Origin of the sequence: Archangium violaceum (genome assembly GCF_016887565.1) — a bacterium.
Classification (GTDB): domain Bacteria; phylum Myxococcota; class Myxococcia; order Myxococcales; family Myxococcaceae; genus Archangium; species Archangium violaceum_B.
Genome location: NZ_CP069396.1, coordinates 10,880,738 through 10,897,571, shown reverse-complemented (window position 1 = coordinate 10,897,571; position 16,834 = coordinate 10,880,738). Strand labels below are relative to the sequence as shown.

At 67.6% G+C, this 16,834-nt stretch carries 14 protein-coding genes; 10 read left to right on the top strand and 4 right to left on the bottom strand.

Annotated features, from left to right (window positions below):
• The first annotated feature begins 10 nt into the window (after positions 1-10).
• From JRI60_RS43340 to JRI60_RS43310, 7 genes are all read left to right on the top strand, one after another.
• Complete coding sequence (locus tag JRI60_RS43340; protein ID WP_204221926.1) at positions 11-877, top strand: hypothetical protein; 867 nt, start codon at positions 11-13, stop codon at positions 875-877.
• A gap of 29 nt (positions 878-906) precedes the next feature.
• A complete protein-coding gene (locus tag JRI60_RS43335; protein WP_204221925.1) occupies positions 907-2,853 on the top strand; it encodes a fibronectin type III domain-containing protein in 1,947 nt (648 codons plus the stop codon).
• 193 nt (positions 2,854-3,046) lie between these two features.
• Positions 3,047-5,245 carry an SBBP repeat-containing protein gene (locus JRI60_RS43330; RefSeq protein ID WP_204221924.1) on the top strand — a complete coding sequence of 733 codons (2,199 nt, stop codon included), beginning with the start codon at positions 3,047-3,049 and terminating at the stop codon, positions 5,243-5,245.
• A gap of 46 nt (positions 5,246-5,291) precedes the next feature.
• A complete protein-coding gene (locus JRI60_RS43325) occupies positions 5,292-5,915 on the top strand; it encodes a TetR/AcrR family transcriptional regulator (RefSeq protein ID WP_204221923.1) in 624 nt (207 codons plus the stop codon).
• A 284-nt stretch (positions 5,916-6,199) separates the two neighbouring features.
• A complete protein-coding gene (locus JRI60_RS43320) occupies positions 6,200-7,618 on the top strand; it encodes a hypothetical protein (RefSeq protein WP_204221922.1) in 1,419 nt (472 codons plus the stop codon).
• Positions 7,608-8,282, top strand: a complete 675-nt coding sequence (locus JRI60_RS43315) for a hypothetical protein (protein ID WP_204221921.1) — start codon at positions 7,608-7,610, stop codon at positions 8,280-8,282. Before JRI60_RS43320 ends, JRI60_RS43315 begins: the two co-directional genes overlap by 11 nt.
• Before the next feature lie 9 nt (positions 8,283-8,291).
• Complete coding sequence (locus tag JRI60_RS43310; RefSeq protein WP_204221920.1) at positions 8,292-9,839, top strand: hypothetical protein; 1,548 nt, start codon at positions 8,292-8,294, stop codon at positions 9,837-9,839.
• Between the two features lie 69 nt (positions 9,840-9,908).
• Here the strand turns inward: JRI60_RS43310 and JRI60_RS43305 are convergent, their stop codons facing one another.
• The 3 genes from JRI60_RS43305 to JRI60_RS43295 are packed head-to-tail and all read right to left on the bottom strand — an operon-like array spanning position 9,909 to position 12,327.
• Positions 9,909-11,513, bottom strand: a complete 1,605-nt coding sequence (locus JRI60_RS43305; RefSeq protein ID WP_204221919.1) for a caspase family protein — start codon at positions 11,511-11,513, stop codon at positions 9,909-9,911.
• The gene (locus tag JRI60_RS43300; protein ID WP_204221918.1) at positions 11,510-11,809 is read right to left on the bottom strand and encodes a zf-HC2 domain-containing protein; all 300 of its coding nucleotides are present in this window, start codon (positions 11,807-11,809) and stop codon (positions 11,510-11,512) included. The genes JRI60_RS43305 and JRI60_RS43300 overlap by 4 nt, the downstream gene beginning before the upstream one ends.
• Complete coding sequence (locus tag JRI60_RS43295) at positions 11,806-12,327, bottom strand: RNA polymerase sigma factor (RefSeq protein WP_204221917.1); 522 nt, start codon at positions 12,325-12,327, stop codon at positions 11,806-11,808. The genes JRI60_RS43300 and JRI60_RS43295 overlap by 4 nt, the downstream gene beginning before the upstream one ends.
• Before the next feature lie 235 nt (positions 12,328-12,562).
• Between JRI60_RS43295 and JRI60_RS43290 the strand changes: the two genes are divergently transcribed.
• From JRI60_RS43290 to JRI60_RS43280, 3 genes are read left to right on the top strand one after another with little or no spacing between them, the layout of a single operon-like run.
• Positions 12,563-13,963 carry a hypothetical protein gene (locus tag JRI60_RS43290; RefSeq protein ID WP_204229345.1) on the top strand — a complete coding sequence of 467 codons (1,401 nt, stop codon included), beginning with the start codon at positions 12,563-12,565 and terminating at the stop codon, positions 13,961-13,963.
• Positions 13,953-14,624, top strand: a complete 672-nt coding sequence (locus JRI60_RS43285; RefSeq protein ID WP_204221916.1) for a hypothetical protein — start codon at positions 13,953-13,955, stop codon at positions 14,622-14,624. The genes JRI60_RS43290 and JRI60_RS43285 overlap by 11 nt, the downstream gene beginning before the upstream one ends.
• Before the next feature lie 9 nt (positions 14,625-14,633).
• Complete coding sequence (locus JRI60_RS43280) at positions 14,634-16,187, top strand: hypothetical protein (RefSeq protein ID WP_204221915.1); 1,554 nt, start codon at positions 14,634-14,636, stop codon at positions 16,185-16,187.
• A gap of 169 nt (positions 16,188-16,356) precedes the next feature.
• On the opposite strand, the gene JRI60_RS43275 is transcribed toward JRI60_RS43280, so the two are convergent.
• On the bottom strand, positions 16,357-16,809 hold the full coding sequence (locus JRI60_RS43275) for a GNAT family N-acetyltransferase (RefSeq protein ID WP_204221914.1): 453 nt from the start codon (positions 16,807-16,809) through the stop codon (positions 16,357-16,359).
• Positions 16,810-16,834 lie beyond the last annotated feature (25 nt).

Genomic DNA, 16,834 nt, shown 5'->3' with positions numbered 1-16,834 from the left:
CGCCTTGTCCATGTCCTTGCGTTCTTTCTTCCTTCTGCTCCTGCTCGTTCCGATGGCCGCATGGGCGGACATCCGGGGGCTCGATCTCTACGCACGGGGTGAGTTCGAGAAGGCGCTTCCCGTGTTCCGCGAGGAGATGGCGAACCCCCGCCGTACCGAGAAGGAGCGGGCGCGGGCGCGCATCTATCTCGCCGCCTCGATGTATTCACTCGGGATGCAGGTGGATGCCACCTCGCAGCTCGAGGAGCTCGCGCGGCTCCATCCCGAGCAGCGGGTGGATCCGAACCGCTTCCCGCCGGCTTTCGTGAAGCTGGCGGCGCAGGCACGGAAGACGGTGGAGGCCGAGCAGCTGGCCCAGGCCGAGGCCAAGGAGGCCGAGGAGAAGCGGCTCGCCGAGGAGGCCGAGCAGCGCCGACGTGATGCCGAGGCGCGGCGCTCCAGGCCGGAGGCGGACGTGCGGACGCCCGCGGAGCCGGAGGCCACCGCGTCGTTCCGGTTGCGTCCGGAGGTCACCGGCTATGTCGACATGCTGGGCCAGGGGTCCCGAGGTTTCGCCGTGGGAGCCACCGCGGGCTACGGGGCCCTGGAGGCCGGTGTGCGGCTGCTGCCCGGTCCCGAGAACCACTGGGGCGTGGGTTTGGAGCTGGGTGTCCTCTTCGGAAAGGGCATGCTCCAGCCGCGCCTGGCCCTGCGGGGGACGGGAGTCATGGGCGTGGGCGTCGGAGGCGGAGGCGTGGTGGGCGTGCGGCTGACGCCCGTGCCCCTGTTCACCTTGATGGCCGACGTGGGAGTGGAGGGCTTCAAGGTAAGCGACGCGTCGCTCTATCGAGGGGTCGTGCTGGTGGCCTCGGCCGGCGTGGGCTTCAACCTGTTCTGATCCGCTCGCCCGTGAAGGGGAGAACCGTCGTGTCCGCTCTCATGTCTCGTGGCGCCCTCGTGGCCGCCGCCCTCGTTGCGCTCGCGCTCGTCGCGCTGCCGGCCCCGGCTCTCGGGCAGTGCCCGTCCTGGAAGCCCGTCGTCACCTGGAACACGTACCTGGGCGGCGGAACCCTGCCTGGTGGCGGCACCAGCACGACCCGCACCACCGACAAGCTGCAAGGCCTCGCGGTGAACGACAAGGGCGAGGTCTTCGTGACGGGCCAGACGAACTCCGTCGGCTTTCCCTCCGGCACGGAGCTGCCCGCGACCAGCTCGGCCCAGGATGCCTTCGTCGCCAGATTCAGCGCGGATGGCACGCGCCTGGATTGGGTACGGGTGTTCGGCGGCGTCAAGGACGAGGCGGGGATGCGGGTGGCGCTCGGCAACTCCGGCGAGGTGTATGTCGTGGGGACGACCCAGTCGTCCGAGCTCCTGATCGCCTCGGGTGCCGCGAAGACCGTGCTGACGCACCAGGGGGAGGCGGGTGGCAAGGATGCCTTCCTCGCGCAGCTGTCCGCGACCGGCGAGCTGAACTGGTTCATGTTCCTGGGGGGCAGCGGGGAGGACGAGGGATTCGGGCTCGCCGTGAGCCCGGACAACAAGGTGTACGTCATCGGGCGCACCACGTCGGACCTGACGGGCCTGGGGACGCGATACGGCGTGCGCGGAGACGGCTTCGATTCGTTCGTCATCCAGGTGGATGTCTCCAATCCCACCTCGCCGAGGCCCGTGTGGACCCGGCTCCTGGGCTCGAAGGACGATTTCTTCGGTTTCGATGCGGATGACGAGGCCTATACGGTGGTGGCCACGGCGGATGCGGTCCTCGTGGGAGGTATCGCGGGCTCCATCATGCTGGACGTGTCCGATACGGTGGTCCGGGAGAAGTTCCACAGGGGGGATGACGACGGCTTCGTCGCGAAGCTGAGCTCCACCGACTCCTCGGTCGTGTGGCTCACCAACCTGGGGTACGGCAACGGGTCGACCGAGGTTCACGACATCCTGGTGCGGTCCGATGGAGGGCTCGTCACCGTGGGCTCTACGACGTCCACCGGGTTCATCACGCCCACCACGGAGGAGGACAGTGACCTCTTCGTGTTCCGGCTGGACGCGGAGGGCAGGGACGTCGGCGTGAAGCGGCGATTCATCGGACGGGGTGACGATGGGGTGGGCCACGCCACGCTCGACACGCGAGACAACCTCTTCATCGGTGGGCTGGTGAGCTCGGCGGGGCTCGCCCTCAACGGCTTCGACAATGCCTTCGAGCCCTCCACCGACGGCTTCGTGATGATGCTGGATGGAGCGCTGAACACCCGCTGGTCTTCCTATGTGGGAGGGAATGCTTCCAGTCCCGAATGGGTCACGGGGCTGGCCATCGACGCGCAGGGGCGGCTCACCCTCGGAGGGTTCTCCTCCGCGTCCACGAGCTTCTTCTCCACGAACGTCGGTTACGAGCGCTCACCCCGCGGAGGGGAGGACGCGTTCGTCCTCCGCGTGGCGTTGGACACCACCGAGCCGGTGATGGGCTCCGTGGAGGCCGGGGTCACTTCGCGCGGTCGCATCACCGCGACGTGGAATGGCTTCTCGGACCCGGAGACCCTCATCGCCCGTTACGAGTGGGCCATCCGCACGGCGGGCGGCGTGGTGCGCGACTTCCAGCCCGTGGAGGGCACGACCGCGACCGCCAGTGAGTTCCTGCCCCAGGTGGGGACGCCCTACTTCGTCACGGTGCGCGCGACCAATGGCGCGGGTTGCAGCGCGGAGAAGAGCTCGCCGGAGGTCGTCCTGACGTCGCCACCCGACTCCGATCCGGACTCGCCGCTTCAATCCCCGCTGGGTTGGGGCTGTGGCAGCACGGGAACGGATGGGTGTGGGGCGGGTGCGCTCGCGCTGATGGCCCTGGCCCTGGTGGTACGTCGCGCACGTCTCTTGGCCTGAAGAGGAGTGTCTTGTGTTCCGTCGCGTGTTCGGGGTGCTGGCAGTCGCTGGTGCCTGCTTCGTGTCGTGGGGGGCGGTGAGTCAGACCCGGCCTTCTCCCGAGTTCTCGGCTCCAGTCAGGCCGGCCTCTCTCCCTGTGCCTCTCTTCCGCTCGGGCATCGCCCCCGCACCAACGGGCTCCGCGGGGCACTTCGTGCTTCAGCGCCGAGATGCCAGTGCCCTCTTCACCGACAAGGGCCTGGCGCTGCGCCTGCCCTCGCGCACCCAGCGGACGCGTGAGCTGGGGTGGAGCGTGGCCGGCGGACGCGCGGTGAAGCCCCGGGCGGAGAAGCCGCGAGAGGCGAAGCTCCATCGGTTGGTGGGGCCGCGCGAGGCCTGGCAGCGGGAGGTGCCCACCTATGGAGGGCTGCGCTACCCGGGCGTATTGCCGGGAGTGGACCTGTGGCTCGAGGAGCGCGCCGAGGGCGTGGAGTACGGCTTCCGGGCCGAGCGCGGAGCGGATCTGCGCCGGGTGAAGTTGGAATACGACGGCGCGCGGGAGGTGCGGGTCGTGGAGGAGGGGCGCGCGCTGGAGGTAGACCTGGGTGAGGGCGTGCTGAGAGAGGAGGGGTTGCGGTGTGTGCAGGAAGCGGCGGATGGCCACTCGCGCGAAGTGGGTTGCCGCTTCGCGGATGCACGCCCGGTGGGTCAGGAGCGATGGGAGTACGCCATCCTGGTGGACGTGGAGGATCCGGCGCGCCCGGTGGTGGTGGATCCGCTCGTCCTCTGGGACACCTATCTCGGAGGCACGGGTCTCACCAACACGCTCTGGGACATCGAGCAGAACGCGGCGGGGGACATCTTCATCGTCGGCACCTATGGCGGTTCCCTGGGCGCCCCTCCGGATGGAGGGGTCATCGGAGAGCTGGGCGGCGGAACCGATGTGCTCGTCGCCAGGTTCAGCAATGACGGTGGGCTCGTCTGGGCGACGCAGCTCGGTGGCAACGGAACCGACGAGGGCAAGGCGCTCGCGGTCAATGACACGGGCGAGGTGTTCGTCACGGGCAGCACGACCACCGATGAGGTCCAGTGGAACCTGCCCGATGGCGGGGTCGGCATCAGTCGATCGCTGGGAGGCACGGGCCCCAGTGCCAGTGATGGTTTCATGGCCAGACTCGATCCCTCCGGGAAGCGGATCGACGGATTCGTCCGCTTCGGTGGGAGTGACAGGGACGAGGTCCACAACCTGCGCCGGGTCTCGGACACCCGGGCGTTCGTCGTCGGGCGGACCTGGTCGAAAGACATCCCGGACATCAAGTCCCCCACGGATGCCGGCTTCCAGGGCTCCGAGGGGTTCGTGTCTCGCATCGACCTCGGCGAGCCCAAGGTGGATTGGACCGTGCTCATCCAGGGCGCGGGGGATGATGTGGCGTACGATGCCATCGCTCAGGACGAGATCGTTCTCTACGTCGTGGGGAGCGGGGAACCCGCCGCGCAGAGTGGTGCCACGGCGGGCACGACGGACGCCTTCGTCGTGCCCATCTTCCCCATCACCAATAACGATCCCAGCCGCAAGCAGATCATCCGTCTGGGTGGAAATGATGGGAACGACGAGGCGCGTGCGGTGAGCCTCACTTTCACGGGAGACGTGGTGGTGTGGGGGAACACGGCGGCCACCCGGTTCCCGAACGCTGGCAGTGTCAGGGGCCCATCCGACGTCTTCGCGGCTGTCTTCGGAAGTGGTCTGAGCGCCACCGGCGACATGCCCTTGAAGCAGACCTTCCTCATCGGGGGGAGCGGGCGTGATCAGCTCTTCGCCCTGGCGACCGATGGGTCCGGGCAGCTCTACGTGGGAGGGCAGACGGATTCGCCTGACTTTCCCGTGGCTGGGGGATTCGATACCTCCATGGAGCAGGGGGGGGTTGAGGGTTTCGTGGCGAAGGTGGAACTGGATTCGCGGCCTCCGGTGGCATGGGGCTCGTTCGTTGGTGGGAACGGAGCGGACCGTGTCCACGCGCTGTGGAGTGACAATCAGAACGCGTCACGCCTGTTCATCGGTGGCTCCACCACCTCGAAGGACTTGAACTACTCCCATGGTGGTTACGCCCCGAGCTCGAGTGGCGAGAACATGTTCCTGATGTCGGTGGACCTGAATGCCTCTCCGGGTGGTGGGACGGACGCGGGAACGGGCGGCGGAGAGGATGGTGGGACGGACGCGGGAACGGGCGGCGGAGAGGATGGTGGGACGGGCGGCGGAACGGATGGGGGTGCACCCGATGCGGGCACGGGACCACAGCGCTCTCCGCTCGGCTGGTCCTGTGGTTCCACCAACGGTGGGCCGGGTGCTCTCGCGCTCGGGACGCTCGTGGGGCTCGCGCTGCTGGCCTCGCGCCGGAGGAGGACTCGCGCCTGATGGGAGTGGAATGGGATGGGGCTCCTGCTGTTCACTCCTCTGTCCCATGCCCAAGCCATCGAACAGACAGGCACGCCCCGTGGATCCGCGTGTCCAACGCAGCCGCGCCATGCTCCGCGATGCGCTCCTCGGGTTGATTCGTGAGCGGGGCTTCGACGCCATCAGCGTGCAGGACATCACCGAGCGCGCCCAGCTCAACCGCAGCACCTTCTACCTGCACTACCGCGACAAGGACGAGCTGCTCACGCAGGTCATGAAGGACATGATCCTCGAACTCTCGCGGAGGAGTCATCAGCTGGGTGACTCACCCGATCGTCTCCATCGAACCCTGCTGGAGTGGTTCCAGCACGCGGCCGAGCACCACGAGCTGTATCACCTCATGCTCGGCCGGAGCGGCATGCGCGCCTTCGCGGTCCAGTTGCGCAACCTCCTCGAGCAGCTCATGAATCTCGATCTGGAGAGAGCCGGTAACCCTCTCCTGAGCGCGGGGGTTCCCGTCCCCGTCGTGAACCGCTTCTTGACCTCGGCCTACATGGGGGTGCTCGAGTGGTGGTTGGATCGACGCTCGCTCCATTCTCCCGAGGACATGGCGCGGTGGCTGGGGGCCCTCACCTCCCAGCTGGGGAACCACGCACCGGCCACCTCGTCCCACGCGCCCCGGCGCGGGTAGTCCTCCCTCCACTCAGCAGGCCACGGCTCCCGGTCTGGACCGGCGGACTTCTTCGACACTCGCGCGTGCGTGTCGATTAAGCGGCGCTCCGCCCGGGAGCGTCGGTTGTTCCCGTCTTCTCGCGATGACAAACCATCCGGGTCGCCGACGAGGCGGCCTGGGCCGGGGAAATGGATCCGATGAAGAGTGACGGGACGGATACGCCAAGGAACGAAACGACGCGGACCGAAGCACGAAAAGACAACCTGATACGGCTCCTTCATCCGGTGGCTCCGGGGGTCCTCGTGCTTCGAGGACTCATTCTGGGGGCCGCCGTATTCCTGTCGGGGGTGGCGTTGGCCAAGCCTCCCGCGGGCGGGGTGTTCTGCTCCACCTATCCCTCGGCGCCCACGTGCGTGGGGCAACAGCCGGCCTGCACGTACTGTCACGTCGCGCCGCCACAGCGCAACGCTTTCGGTTCCAGGCTGGAGCGTCACCTGGCGCCTGGCGCGACGCGCCCCCTGTCCGATGGGGAATTCGCGTCCGCGCTTCCCTGGGCGCTCGAGGCCGTCGAGGCGGAGGACGCCGATGGTGACGGTGTGTCCAACCTCGTGGAGATCCAGCGCGGGACCTTCCCGGCTGATCCCACCAGCGTACCCGTGGACACCGGCCGCTGCCAGGCAGGCGAGAATCCCCAGTACGACGTCTGTCATTACGACGCGCGCTTCGCGTACAAGCGCCTCCTGCTCGACTTCTGCGGCGTGCCGCCCACCTATGCGCAGCTGAAGGAGTTCAGCGCGCTGAGCGCCGACGAGCAGCGCGCCCGGATGGATGCCGAGCTGGACCGGTGCACCACCACCGAGTTCTGGCGTGGCAAGAACGGGCAGCTGTGGAAGCTGGCGCACCCGAAGATCCGCCCGGTGGGCTCGCTCAAGGAGGGTGAGGACCCCGGGACCATTGCCCTCGCCGATTACTATGACGACTACGCGCTCTACGCCTACACGCAGCTCGACGACCACGACGCGCGCGAGGTGATGACGGCGAAGTACTTCGTGCGCCGGGAGTCCAACCCCACCCGCTATACGGTGGTGCCGTCGTTGCCGACGCAGTCCATGGATGAGTTGCACCGCGCGGGCAACATCACCTCCAGGTGGAGCCTCCTGTACTTCGTGATGTTCAGCGCGCTGCCGCGCAACGCCGCGTCGCAGGCCTACCGGGCGTATCTGGGCCTCGACATCGCCAAACAAGAGGGTCTCTTCAGCGTACCCGGCGAGCCCCGTGACTACGACGCCAAGGGTGTGACCGAACCCACCTGCGCGGCCTGCCACGCCACGCTCGATCCGCTGAGCTACCCCTTCCGCAACTACGAGGGCCTCTCCTTCCCCATCAACCCCGATGCGCCCTGGGGAACCTACGTGCCCAACCGCATCGAGAAGCGCTTCCCCAACGTCTCGCCCATCATCACCCAGATGCCGGAGACCGGTTACCTCTTCGGCCAGCCAGTGAACAGCCTCGTCGAGTGGGCGGAGGTGGGGGCCAACAGCGATGCCTTCGCCATCGCCGCCGTCACCGACTACTGGAAGCTGCTGGTGGGCCATCCCCCCACCGCCGAGGAGAACACCGAGTTCGTCGCCACCTGGAAGCGCTTCAAGGGCACGCACCAGTACCGCGTGCAGCGCATGCTTCATGACCTGATCCGCACGGAGGCCTACGGTGCGCCCTGATTTCCTTCGCGTGTTGCTGCTGTCCTCCGCCTGTGTCTTCTCCGCGTGCTCGTCCTCCTCGCCCTCGGGGCCGGATGCCGGCACACCCCCGCCCGCAGATGCTGGCACGGGTTCCTCCGGTGAGGTGGCATCCTCCTCGCGCGACAACCTGCGCTTCATGAATCCGGAGCAGCTGACGGCCCACTTCGCCTCGGCGCTGTCCCTGCCGCCGGAGCAGGTGTGCAACGAGCTGGGCCAGTACCCCTGCACCACGTACGTGCACAACGTGGCCTTGGGTGGTGTCGAGCCGTATGGCGTCGGTCTCTACGAGCCCCTGACATCCACGGGCGTGACGACTCCCGTCGCCATCGATCGACTGTCGCTGGCGGCCTGCGCCCGGCGCGTCTCGCTCGACGTCACCAGCCCTGGGGAGGCGGTCCTCTTCAAGGGCCTCGAGCTCGATGCCCAGGGACGCCTGGCGAACCGGGAAGGTGCGCCGGTGCGCGACGCCCTCACCGCGCTCTACCAGCGTGTCCTGTTGAGAGAGCCCACGGAGAACGAGGTGGGCACGTTGTCGCAACTGGCTACGCAGCTCGAGTCCAAGGGCAGTCAGACGCCGGGCCGCGACTGGATGATCGCGACCTGCTTCGCCGTCCTCTCTTCCGCCGAATCCGTCTTCTTCTAAGGGAACGTCATGTCACTGCGTAACAATGGACGGCTCTCGCGCCGGGAAATCCTGAAGGCCTTGTCGATGTGCGCGGCGGGCTCCGCGACCCTGGGGCCGCTGCTGACGGGGTGCCGAGACGGGCTCAATACCCCGGCGGCACTCGAACAACTCGGAGGCGTGCGCCAGGCGCGCCTGGATGGCAAGCCCCGCTTCCTCATCGTGGTGGGCGCCGTGGGAGGCGCCTCCATCATCGACAGCCTGCTGGCGGTACGGGCCTCGGAGGCGGGCGCCAACGCCGCGAAGCTCAACACCTTCGCCGACTCGCAGGTGCAACTGGTGGAGGGCTCTCCGTTCCGTGCCGTGAAGGTGGACAGCCCCCAGCTGGGCAACATCCCCGTGCCGGTGAAGACGGACCAGCTGCCCTTCGTGCGCAAGTACAAGGACTCCATGCTGGTGGCCACCTCGGTGGGCACGTCGGTCAACCATGTCATCGCGCAGAAGCGGAGCCTGACCGGCAACAACGCCTGGCGCGGCCGCACGTTGCAGGAGTGTGTGGCCCTTCAGTACGGCGCGGGCTTCCCCATTCCCAACGTGAACATGGGCAACTCGGGCTTCTCCGAGCGCGGCACCGACAACACCCTGCCCGCGCACTGCTACGGGGAGGTGGTGGCCAACCCCTCGCTCTGGCCCCTGGGCCTCGATGGAATGAAGGGCATCAAGGACTTGCCTTCCCGCGAGGTGGTGGCCCTGGCCCGGAGCGTGCGCAATTCGCTCGATGCCCAGTCGGTCTTCGGGAAGACCTTCGACGACGCGGCGGCGCTCGAGCTGTGGAACGAGCAGCGCACCTCGGGGCAGGCCGCGCTGGAGGTCCAGGACTTGATCAACCGTCTCAACGTGCTGCCCGATCAGCCTCCGAAGACACCGCTCTCGGAGTACGGCCTGTCGAGCTCCCCCGATGCGGAGAAGCTACGCGCGGTCTTCCCCAACTACCTGACGGATCCCGTGGAGGGGCAGGCGGCGCTGGCGTTCCTGCTGCTCAAGAACCGGGTGTCGGTGACGGTGACGCTGGGGCCGTCGTTCAACATGGCGGTGACTCCCTCGTATCAGGTCACCAACCCGCCGCTGGCCTTCGACTTCAGCCACAATGATCACCGCTCCATCCAGGCTTTCATGTGGTCGCGCCTGATGGACACGATCGACAAGCTGATCGGGTTGCTCAAGTCGGAGCCCTTCGACTCGAGTGGCGAGAGCCTGTGGGATCGCTCGTTGATCTACATGGCGACCGAGTTCGGACGCACGCGCACGCGGGAGGGGGCCACGGAGAACTTCGGCACCGGGCATGACCTCAACAACGGGTTCATGCTCCTCTCGCCGATGGTCCGGGGCAACACGGTGCTGGGCGGCGTGGATCCGAGTACCACGCTGACCTACGGCTTCGACCCGCGCACCGGAGCACCCGAGCCAGGAAAGATGGCGTCGAACGAGGCGGACATCTTCTCGGGAATCCTCACGGCGATGGGGGTCGACACCTCTGGCAGCGGCCTGCCCGACGCGAGCGCCTTCGTGCGCACCTGATGGAGCTTCTTCCCCTCTCCCTGCGGGAGAGGGACGGGGTTCGGCCCACCGTGGGGAGCACGGTGGGTTTCAGAGGCGGTGCTTCACGAGCACCAGGAACTCCCAGTACCCCAGGGAGCGCTGCTGATGATCGTCGTTGTAGAAGAAGTAGTGGATGCGGGGGCTCGCGGTGAGCTCGAAGCCGCCCCAGAGTCGCCACCGCACGCCGGCCACGAGACCTGGAGTGATCATCCCGTACTGTTGATCCGGGATGCTCGCGTCCTTGAAGTCGCTGCGCATGCCGAGGTAGGCGAGCCGTGGTCCGATGAAGAGGTGCACGCTGCCCAGGCGCCACTCGGCCACCAGCGTGGTGCCCGCGGTCAGCAGCGTATACTGGTAGCGCGTTCCCGGGAGGTCGGGGAACGCCTGCGTGATGTCGCGCGCGCCCAGGGCCAGGTCGAACTTCCAGCTCCACCCCTCGCGCAGGTAGTCGTGCAGGCCCAACTCCAGGCCCACCAGGGGCGCGTAGGGGAAGAGGCTCTCGAGGGCGGGGGCATTGAAGAAGGCGTGATGTCCGCCGGTGAGGCCCAGTGTCCAATACGAGCGGGGCTCGCGCTCCCGGGGTGGCACACCCTTCACCGGATCATCCGAGAAGGGCGTGTCCCGCAGCCGCGACTCGTCGAGCACCGTGGTGAGCCCGCGCCGGACCTCGGCCTCGCCCACGCGTAGCCGGTCCGTCATCCGCCGCTTCACCGTATACGTGCCCGGGGCCAGGGCCAGCCTCCGCTCGGAGTCCGCGGCCTTGTGCAGCTCCGCCACCACGAGACCACGAGGGTTCACGAAGTAGTAGGCCCCCGCGGGCGCGGTGCGAGGCACCAGCATTCCCTCGTTGCTCCCCCGCGCATCCGTCAACACCAGGTCGCCCTGGCCGGCCAGGTCGTAGCTGAAGGTCGGGTGCTGGGGACCTGCGCTGCTGTCCGCGGTGTCCGCCACGGTGCGGGCATAGGCATGGGAGTAGGCCTCGAAGAGCGTCACCTGCCCGTCGCCCGAGCGGTCCGCGTCCCCCATCAGCCCGCTGGCCAGGTGGTGGGAGAAATAGCTGCCGCCCAGCAGATCCGACTCCTGCGAGTCCTCGTCCGCCGCGCTGGAGGTGAGGATGACGAGCCCCCGGCTCTCGTGCCTGGCGTCCGTGTCGATGACGAAGGCCGGAGCGCGCCGGGCTCCCTTCCTCCGCGTGAGCGCCCCGGAGCGGCACGAGTCCAGGATGGCGATGCGGATGTCCACGGGCGCCGCCGCCAGCCGGCGCTTGAGCGCCTCCAGGCTCAGCGCGCTGTCTCCCATCCGCAGCGAGTCGTCCTTCGCATGGCCCGAGTAGTAGACGATGAGCGAGGTGCGTTCGCCCCGGGTCCGTGCCTCTCGTGCGCGCGCTTCCAGCCTGGTGAGCACCTGGAGGAAGTCCTCCGCGTTCTCGTCCAGCAGCAGCCGCGCATCGCCAGGCTCCACTCCGCCCAGCCGCACCAGGAGCTCGTGCATCTTGCGCGCATCGTCCTTCGCGAAGCGCAGGGGCCGGGTGTTCGCGCCGCCCTCGTCGTTGCCAGCCACCAGCGCGAAGCGGCGCAGCGGCTGGGCCTGCACGGCCGTTGCCAGCAACAACCCCAGGACGAGCACCCGGGCCAGGTCCGTCAGGCGTCTCATGGCTTGCGCAGCAGGAACCAGTGGGCCTCCACACCCAGTGTGGACATGGCCTGCCCCTTGCCTCCCGCGGAATCCCAGGCCCGCCGTGCCGCCGCCTGCACTGCCTCCACGCCGGCCGCGAACCGCCCGAAGGGAACCTCCTCCTCGAAGCGGACCTGGTTGGCCTCGAGGCCCTTCATCACCTCGTGACACTCCGCGCACGAGGACACATGCGCCTGGAGCCGTTGCCTTTCCGGGCCGGGAATCTCGCCGGCGTGCAGCCGCCGCAGCGTCCATTCCGACGGGTGAGCGCTCATGGGACCTTCAACTCCTCGTTCGTCAGGGCGGCGAATCGTTCCAGCCGCTTGCGTACCGTGGGCACCGAGCGCTCCAGCATCGAGGCCACCTCTCCCAGCGTCATTCCATCCACCCAATAGTGCACCACCGCCGCCTGCGTCTCCAGGTCCACCCGGGAGAGCAACGACCGCAGCAGCGCCCGTGTCTCCATCTTCTGCTCTCCTCCATCCCCCTCCGGACGGGCCAGCGCGTCCCGTTCGAACCAGCGCCGCCAGGGGGCCCGCTCCGCGCGCAGTTGGTTGAGGCAGAGGTGGGTGGCGCTCTTCATCAACCACGCCAGCGGTGAGGAACTGGCGCGGAGCTCGTCCGCATGGGAGAGGGCGCGGGCGAATACCTCTTGCATCGCGTCCTCGGCCTTCGTGGCGTCCTTCAATAGATAGCGGCAACGCTCGTACACGCTGCCGCCATACGCCGTGTACAGCTCGCGCAGGAACTCGCTCCGGTCCTTGTCTTTCTGCCCTGCGGTGATGGCCTTCAAGGCGGGATGGGGCTGGCGTCCCAGCACTCGTGTTGTCTCTCCCTGTTACAGCCCATGGACTCGTCCTCGGGAGTGAGCGCCAGGCCGCTCTTCCCGTTGCGGGTTGTTCGTTCACCCGTAGGGACACCGCAGTGGCCCGGAAACAGAAAAGCCGATTTTCATTTAAATGCCTCTGCTGTGTCTCTCCACCAGAACCCTCTTCCACTCATGAGGAGCACTGGTGCTTCGACGACTCATTCTGGCAGCCACCCTCTGCCTCGCGGGGGATGCGTTGGCCAAGCCTCCCGCGGGAGGTGTGTTCTGCTCCACCTATCCTTCGGCGCCGGCGTGCACGGGACAGCAGCCGTCCTGCAATTACTGTCATGTCGCGCCCCCTCAGCGAAACGTCTTCGGAGCCGGGCTGGGGCCCCACCTGGCCCCCAACGCACCACGCCCGTTGTCAGACACTGACTTCGCGTACGCGCTCCCCACGGCGCTGAAGGCCGTCGAGTTGGAGGACGCCGACGGTGACGGGGTGTCCAACCTCGTGGAGATCCAGCGCGGCACCTTCCCGGGAGATCCCACCAGCGTGCCCGCGGACACCGGCCTCTGCCAGGCGGGCGAGAATCCCCGGTACGACGTGTGCCGCCACGACGCGCGCTTCGCGTACAAGCGCCTGCTGCTCGACTTCTGCGGCGTGCCGCCCACCTACGCGCAGCTCGAGGAGCTCAGCGCGTTGAGCCGTGACGACCAGCTCGCCCGGATGGATGCCGAGCTGGATCGGTGCACCACCAGTGAGTTCTGGCGCGGCAAGAACGGGCAGCTGTGGAAGCTGGCGCACCCGAAGATCCGCCCGGTGGGCACGTTCAAGGCTGGCGAGGAGGACAAAGGCAGCAATCCCCTCGGCGACTATTATGACGACTACGCGCTCTACGCCTACACGCAGCTCGACGATCACGACGCGCGCGAGGTGATGACGGCGAAGTACTTCGTGCGCCGGGAGACCCACCCCACCCGCTACACGGCGGTGCCGACGCTGCCAACGCAACCCATGGAGGAGGCGTACCGCGCGGGCAACATCACCTCCAGGTGGAGCCTCCTCTACTTCGTGATGTTCAGCGCGATGCCGCGCAACGCCGCGTCGCAGGCTTATCGGGCGTACCTGGGCCTCGACATCGCCAAACAGGAGGGCCTCTTCAGCGTTCCCGGCGAGCCCCGCGACTACGATCACGCGGGCGTGACCGCGCCCGCCTGCGCGGCCTGCCATGCCACGCTCGACCCATTGACCTATCCCTTCCGCAACTACCAGGGGATCAACATCTATGATCTCAGCAGTTGGGCTCGCTACGTCCCCAACCGCCTCGAGAAGTTCTACTCCTATGTCTCTCCAATCATTACCCAGACACCGGAGACCGGCTATCTCTTCGGCCAGAAGGTGAACAACGTCGTCGAGTGGGCGCAGGTCGGGGCCAACAGCGATGCCTTCGCCATCGCCGCCGTCACCGACTACTGGAAGCTGCTCGTGGGCCATCCCCCCACTCCCGAGGAGAACTCCGAGTTCGTCGCCACCTGGAAGCGCTTCAAGGGCACGCACCAGTACAGCGTGCAGCGCATGCTTCACGACCTGATCCGCACGGAGGCCTACGGTGCGCCCTGATTTCATTCGCGTGTTGCTGCTGTCCTCCGCCTGTGTCCTCTCCGCGTGCCCCGCTCCCTCGCCCTCGGAGCCGGATGCCGGTACGCCGCCCGCCGATGCCGGCACGGGTTCCTCCGGTGACGTGGCCCGCTCCTCGCGCAACAACCTGCGCACCCTGAATCCGGAGCAGCTGACGGCCCACTTCGCCTCGGCGCTGGCCCTGCCGCCGGAGCAGGTGTGCAACGAGCTGGGCCGGTACGCCTGCACTACGAACGTGCACAACGTGGTCCTGGGCGGCGTCGATCCGTATGTCGTCGGCCTCTACGAGCCCCTGAAGGTCACGGGCGCGACGACTCCCAACGTCATCGATCGCGTAGCGCTGGCGGCTTGCGCCCGGCGCGTCTCGCTCGACGTCACCACCCCTGGGGAGGCCGTCCTCTTCAAGGGCCTCGAGCTCGACGCGCAGGGTCGTCTGGCGAGCCGGGACGGCGCGCCGGTCCGCGACGCCATCACCTTGCTCTACCAGCGCACCCTGTTGCGAGCCCCCACGGAGGCCGAGGTGGGCGCCCTGTCGCAACTGGCCACCCAGATCGAGGCCTCGGGCAGCCCGACACCGGGCCGCGACTGGATGGCCGCTTCCTGCTTCGCCGTCCTCTCCTCCGCCGAATCCATCTTCTTCTAAGGGAACGTCATGTCACTGCGTAGCAATGGACGGCTCTCACGCCGGGAAATCTTGAAGGCCTTGTCGATGTGCGCCGCGGGCTCCGCGATGGGGCCCCTGCTGACGGGTTGCCGGGACGGGCTCAATACTCCGGCGGCACTCGAGCAACTCGGGGGCGTGCGCCAGGCGCGCCTGGATGGCAAGCCCCGCTTCCTCATCGTGGTGGGCGCGATAGGAGGCGCCTCCATCGTCGACAGCATGCTGGCGGTACGGGCCTCGGAGACGACGGCGGTGGGCGGCAACCCCGCGAAGCTCAACACCTTCGCCGACGCGCAGGTGCAGGACGTGGAGGGCTCTCCGTTCCGTGCCGTGAAGATGGAAGTCGATTATCTGGGCAGCATCCCCACGAAGGTGAAGACGGACCAGTTGCCCTTCGTGAGGAAGTACAAGGACTCCATGCTAGTGGCCACCTCGGTGGGCACCTCGGTGAACCATGTCATCGCCCAGAAGCGGAGCCTGACAGGCAGCGGCGCCTGGCGCGGCCGCACGTTGCAGGAGTGTGTGGCCCTCCAGTACGGCGCGGGCTTTCCCATTCCCAACGTGAACATGGCCAACTCGGGCTTCGCCGAGCGCGGCGCCGACAGCTCCCTTCCCGCCTACTGCTACGGAGAGGTGGTGGCCAAACCCTCGTTCTGGCCCCTGGGCCTGGATGGCATGAAGGGCCTCAAGGACGTGCCTTCCCGCGACGTGGTGAACCTGGCCCGGGTCGTGCGCAACTCGCTCGATGCCCAGTCGGTCTTCGGGAAGACCTTCGACGAGGCGGCGGTGCTCGAGCTGTGGAACGAGCAGCGCGCCTCGGGGCAGGCCGCGCTGGAGGCGCAGGATCTGATCAGCCGCCTCAACGTGATGCCCGACAATCCGTCGGAGACGCCGCTCTCCGAGTATGGCCTGTCGAGCTCCCCCGATGCGGAGCGGCTGCGCGCGGTCTTCCCCAACTACCTGACGGATCCCGTGGAGGGGCAGGCGGCGCTGGCCTTCCTGCTGATCAAGAACCGGGTGTCGGTGTCGGTGACACTGGGCCCGTCGTTCAACATCGCGTTGAGTTCATCCAAGCAGTTCACCAACCCGCCGCTGGCCTTCGACTTCAGCCACAATGAGCACCGCTCGGTCCAGGCCTTCATGTGGGAGCGCCTGATGGGCACGATCGACAAGCTGATCGAGCTGCTCAAGTCGGAGCCCTTCGACTCGAGCGGCGAGAGCCTGTGGGACCGCTCGTTGATCTACATGGCCACCGAGTTCGGGCGCTCGCGCACACGGCAGGAGGGGGCCACCAGGTTCGGCACCGGGCATGATCTCAACAACGGTTTCATGATCCTCTCGCCGATGGTCCGGGGCAACACGGTGCTCGGAGGCGTCGATCCGAAGACCACGCTGACCTACGGTTTCGACCCGCGCACCGGTGCGCCCCAACCCAGCAAGATGGAGTCGAACGAGGCGGACATCTTCTCGGGCATCCTCACCGCGATGGGTGTCGATACCTCTGGCAGCGGGCTGCCCGACGCGAGCGCCTTCGTGCGCACCTGAGCTGCCCGGGACCGGGGGGAACGTGTAGTGATTTCCCCTCTCCCGAAGGGAGAGGGACGGGGTGAGGGTAGCTGGAGCAACCAGGTTGCTCTCTCGTCCTGGCCCACCGTGGGGAGCACGGGGGCGGATACCCTCACCCCCCGCCCTCTCCCGGAGGGAGAGGGAGCATTCAACGGTACATGTCCACGTGGGGGATGCCGTCCTCGTCGTAGACGTCCCCCACCGCTCGGAAGCCGAAGCCCTCGTAGAAGCGCCGCAGGTAGTTCTGCGCTCCGATGCGGATGGGCGTCCGGGGATGGTGCTCCTCCAGGAAGGCCAGCCCCTTCTCCACCAGCACCTTGCCGTAGCCGAAGCGGCGCGCGCTCGGGGCGGTGACCACCCGGCCAAGGCTCGCCTCCGGGTACTTCAGCCCCGGCGGCAGCACGCGCAGGTAGGCCACGAGCTGGGCGCCGTCCGGGCCTTCCTCGGTCCCGAGCAGGTGGTGGGAGCCGCGGTCGTAGCCATCGGCGTCCTGGTAGATGGAGCGCTGCTCCACCACGAACACCTCCTGCCGCAGCGCCAGCAGGCGGTAGAGCTCGTCGAGCGTCAGCTCCGGGAATGTCTTCCACTTCCAGTGCGGCATGGCTCTCCTGTCGGGCGGCGAGCGG

What these genes read in the sequence shown, in the direction of transcription:
- JRI60_RS43340 (WP_204221926.1), top strand. Translation starts at nt 11, where the DNA reads ATGTCCTTGCGTTCTTTCTTCCTTCTGCTCCTGCTCGTTCCGATGGCC.
- JRI60_RS43325 (WP_204221923.1), top strand. Translation starts at nt 5,292, where the DNA reads ATGCCCAAGCCATCGAACAGACAGGCACGCCCCGTGGATCCGCGTGTC.
- JRI60_RS43310 (WP_204221920.1), top strand. Translation starts at nt 8,292, where the DNA reads ATGTCACTGCGTAACAATGGACGGCTCTCGCGCCGGGAAATCCTGAAG.
- JRI60_RS43305 (WP_204221919.1), bottom strand. Translation starts at nt 11,513, where the DNA reads ATGAGACGCCTGACGGACCTGGCCCGGGTGCTCGTCCTGGGGTTGTTG.
- JRI60_RS43300 (WP_204221918.1), bottom strand. Translation starts at nt 11,809, where the DNA reads ATGAGCGCTCACCCGTCGGAATGGACGCTGCGGCGGCTGCACGCCGGC.
- JRI60_RS43280 (WP_204221915.1), top strand. Translation starts at nt 14,634, where the DNA reads ATGTCACTGCGTAGCAATGGACGGCTCTCACGCCGGGAAATCTTGAAG.
- JRI60_RS43275 (WP_204221914.1), bottom strand. Translation starts at nt 16,809, where the DNA reads ATGCCGCACTGGAAGTGGAAGACATTCCCGGAGCTGACGCTCGACGAG.